Genomic DNA, 3,337 nt, shown 5'->3' on the forward strand with positions numbered 1-3,337 from the left:
GGATCATCACTACAAATTGTCACCGGAGCCTCAAATGGATTTCCGGGAGAGCATGTGTGGTATGCACCCCCCGGTACCACTCTTCCCGATGGACGGACTCTTGAGGCCAAGGAACTTCGCGGAATTCTTTCTCCGGGTATGCTGCTATCGGCAGAGGAACTGGGATATCAGGCGCTAGGCGGTGATTTATGGGTATGGGAAGGCACGGCTCCTCTGGGGACACGTTTTGTGGACGTGATTGGCGGCGTGGATACCGTATATGAGTTGGAACTGACCCCCAATCTGGCCCAGTATCTTCAGAGTGTGCGGCGCATTGCAGCTGAGCTTGGAGCGATTTGGGATCAACCCATCCAGTATCGACCGAGGGTTTTTGCCTATCAGCAGGACCCGTTGGCCCTGGTGGCCGATGTGGACCGTTGTCCAGTCTATGGTCTCGTGGAATTTTCCATTAAGAGACACCAGGTGTCCCCGCTATGGATGCAAGCGTTGTTACGTGCCGTGGGGCAACGTATTATTCATCCAGCGGTGGATGTCACGAACTTTGTCATGTGGGATTTGGGGCTACCACTCCACGCGTTTGATGCGACGGTCGTCGATGGAGAAATTATTGTTCGCCGCTCGCAGGAAGGCGAGCATCTGGCGCTACTCGATGGTACCAGCATTGACTTACAGCCGGATGACCTGGTGATTTCCGATAAGACGCGGGCGCTTGCGTTGGCGGGGATTATGGGAGGTGATGCGTCGGCGATTCAACCCCACACGGATCGCTTGCTCTTGGAATGTGCGCATTTTTCTGCGCCAGGAATTTTCAGGAGTTATAAGGCGCACAACCTTTTCACTGATGCGGCGCAACACTTCGGGAAGGGGACCGATCCAGCCTCGGTGCTGGAGGCTCCGGCGATGGTGATCGATATCTTGCAAGAGGCGGGGATCTTGGAGACTTTGGGGTTCAGCACCATGGTGGGGGAACTGCCAGTCCGTCGTCAAATTGCTGTTGATCCCGAACGAATTCAGGCGATTTTAGGAGTAGACATCGCACCTGAGACGATATCTATGGCATTGGAACGGTTCGGTTACCAGTATCATGGTGACGAAGTCATGGTTCCGTCATACCGCCACGATGTCGAGTCGATTTATGATTTGGCATAATACGTGGGCCGCTTTATAGGCAATGATAATATTACAAACCGCCTGCCGGTTTTTCCAACCCGGTTGGCAGAGCGAGATGAGTGGGTCACTCTTGATGAGTCGTTACGGGATGTGATAGCGGCAGCGGGATATCACGAGGTAATGACGCGCACCTTCACTCATCCCGAATTAGACAGGGCGGTCTCTATTCATCCCCAATCAGAGATGGTGGCCATCGCCAATCCTCTTCGCGATGACGAAAGTGTCCTTCGTCGACACCTTCTCGCAAGTCTATTAGGCGTGGTGAAGTATAATCGAGCCCGTCATGATGGACCCATCCGATTTTTTGAAGTAGGGACCGTATTTCATAAAATTGGGCAGCGCGTGGTAGAGCGTCAAGAATTGGCCGTGGTTTTGGGGCTGGACCCGATCCCGCGTTATCCTATTGATACAGATCCTTCTATTTATGATCTTACAGGTCTCTCAGATATCTTGTGTGAGCGGCTAGGATGGTCTCTCACACGTCGGGCCGACGATACCCTGCCGTCATTCCTCCATCCGGGGCGTTCGCAATGGCTGTTCAATGGGGAGGAAAAGGTAGGCTATGTGGGCGAACTGTTGCCCAGTTTTGCCACCGAATATCAGGTGCGGCGACTAGGGGTTCTGGTAGTCAATTTAGACGGTCTGACTCGTCGCCCGGCAGGAAGTCCCCGGCGACCGTCGCGATTTCCTGAGGTGCAGCGTGACTTGTCCTTGATTGTGCCTGAGGGGATAACGTATGAGCACATTGTGAAAGCAATACAGGGACTGCAGCTCCCGTTCTTACAGGAGTTGAGCGTCGTCAATCGCTTTGAAGGGGACTTTGGGGTGTCATTGACCACGCGGCTCTGCTTTCAAGCGGAGGATCATACGTTGCAGGACAGCGATGTCGAGGAATCCGTAAGTCGAATTTTGGCCGAACTGGAAAGCCTTGGTGTCGGAATACGTCAATAATTTTGGATTGATGGGCAGATTTGGCAGGAATTTTGATGAGCAGTCGAGAAGATCTATTAAACTCAATCAAAGGGGAGACTGCGCAGTGGGAGAGGACATTCGAACAACCGTTAGTATTTATGGCGAGGATTATTCGCTGGTTGGCGACTTGCCGGAAGACGTGGTAAAGGCTATTGCATATCATGTCGATAATCGAATTCGGGTCCTAGCATCAAAAAATCCCCGCGTCAGTCTCAATCGTCTGGCGATCTTGACAGCACTGAATGTGGCGGAGGAACTCTTTAATTTGCAAGAGGAGCATCAGCAATTAGTGTCCACGATGCAGCAGCAATGGCGCAGTAAGCGCGAAGCCAAGGATGCTAAATAAAGGCGCCACAGCTTCTGAAGTGCTAGACGCGCCGCTTATGTCCAAGAAAGCATGGCTCCGCCCCATCATTTCAGGGCGGAGTGTTTTTTGATTACAGCGGTGCGCGTGGATGCGTGTGTTTAGATCCTTCGCTTCATGGATGAAAGATGGGTGGGCCGCGACGTTAAGTCGTCTGAGACATCCATAAAACCGTTGGCGACAGCGGGTACGATTCTAGAATCTGTCACGATCTACGACTGAGCCACAAGGGCGGAAAATAGTTACGGTAGGCACCGATGCGGCGTAGTCTTTGGTCGGTGTTCTGAAGTACGTCGGTACGATGGATATCCCATCCGTTCTGGGGGGCTCGCAGAGCGGAACCCAGTGTTCGAAAAGGCGGATTCCGGCAATCCGCCCCAATCCGTGAGGGTGAGGCGGAGGAAGAGCGCATCGCTCAGGGGATTCGAGATGCCTTAGACATCAGGCACAGTTTGGTACATCGTCGGGGTGCAAGAGGATTCTTAGGCCGTCGTGAAATCGAGCCGTGAAATCGAAAGGATGGACTCATATGGATGCAACTAGACTACGCCGCGTGTTGGCGGAGCAGGAGAGAGATGGTTTTACAGGCGCGGTCTTGGTTCGCCAGGCGGGCGCTCTCATCGCGGGACACGGATTCGGACTAGCCAATCGCTCCGAAGGAATTCCGAACCAGATGGAAACGCGCTTTGGGATTGCCTCGGGAGCTAAGTTTTTCACAGCGATTGCCATTAATCAATTGGTAGATGCAGGAGAACTAACGCTCGATGCACGGCTTTGTGATTGCCTGCCGTTTTCGTTTCCCCATTTTGATCCGGCGATCACGATTCATCA

The 3,337-nt window shown here is 53.0% G+C and carries 4 protein-coding genes; all 4 read left to right on the forward strand.

Going from position 1 to position 3,337, the window contains the following annotated elements; translation table 11 throughout:
• On the forward strand, positions 1 to 1,149 hold a 1,149-nt coding region (locus ACOJWD_RS00905), incomplete at its 5' end, for a phenylalanine--tRNA ligase beta subunit-related protein (protein WP_486991336.1).
• A gap of 3 nt (positions 1,150 to 1,152) precedes the next feature.
• Complete coding sequence (locus ACOJWD_RS00910; protein WP_486991337.1) at positions 1,153 to 2,121, forward strand: phenylalanine--tRNA ligase subunit beta-related protein; 969 nt, start codon at positions 1,153 to 1,155, stop codon at positions 2,119 to 2,121.
• A gap of 85 nt (positions 2,122 to 2,206) precedes the next feature.
• A complete protein-coding gene (locus tag ACOJWD_RS00915; RefSeq protein WP_486991338.1) occupies positions 2,207 to 2,488 on the forward strand; it encodes a cell division protein ZapA in 282 nt (93 codons plus the stop codon).
• A gap of 547 nt (positions 2,489 to 3,035) precedes the next feature.
• Positions 3,036 to 3,337: serine hydrolase (locus ACOJWD_RS00920; RefSeq protein ID WP_486991339.1), on the forward strand; the 302-nt coding region annotated here is incomplete at its 3' end.

It is taken from the genome of Sulfobacillus sp. TH-112 (genome assembly GCF_057473405.1).